This is a genomic window from Brevibacillus sp. YAE8 (genome assembly GCF_057543335.1).
The window spans coordinates 1-735 of record NZ_BAAIYG010000091.1 but is presented as its reverse complement, the minus strand read 5'-3'; the positions used below and the strand labels follow the sequence as shown (position 1 = coordinate 735).

At 46.1% G+C, this 735-nt stretch carries 1 protein-coding gene; it reads left to right on the top strand.

Annotation, left to right across the window (positions count from 1 at the left end):
- Window positions 1-133 precede the first annotated feature (133 nt).
- Entirely contained in the window at window positions 134-604 is a 471-nt protein-coding gene (tnpA, locus tag AC27IT_RS27755; RefSeq protein ID WP_129552233.1) for an IS200/IS605 family transposase, read from the top strand.
- The last annotated feature ends 131 nt before the right edge of the window (window positions 605-735 follow it).

Genomic DNA, 735 nt, shown 5'->3' with positions numbered 1-735 from the left:
TTGTATAACGAAAACCCCCAGTTCGACTGGGGGTTCAGGAAAGCTTATAGCTATGAGTAGCCATCCTTTGAACTCGGTGATAAGATGAGAGCCGGTCTGCCAACCGCTCACACGAATCACAGGAGGACAAAGGATGGACAAAAGCAGTCTAGCACATACCAAATGGAACTGCAAATACCATATTGTATTTGCGCCGAAATATCGCAGACAAGTGATATACGGAAAATTAAGAAGAGAAATTGGAAAGATATTGCGGGAGTTATGCGAACGAAAAGGGGTGGAGATTATCGAAGCAGAAGCCTGCGTGGATCATATTCATATGCTGGTGAGCATCCCACCGAAATTAAGCGTATCCGAGTTCATGGGCGACTTAAAAGGGAAAAGCTCCCTGATGATTTTTGATAAGTTTGCGAACATGAAATACCGATATGGGAACCGACAATTCTGGTGTAGAGGGTACTATGTGGATACAGTGGGGAGAAACAGAAAGGCAATTGAAGAGTACATTCGCAATCAGTTAGTGGAGGACAAAAATTACGAGCAATTAACGATGAAAGAGCTGGTCGACCCGTTTACGGGTGAGTCGGTCAAAAAGGGCAGATAAAAAGCCCCTTTTTAGGGGCAGCCCGAGGCAACACGCGGTTGGCAGACTTTCAGTGCGCCTTTAAGGCGCTTGCTTGTAACATGCCCTTATAGGGCTAATGGAAGCCACCGGCTAAGCCGGTGGTTATGACT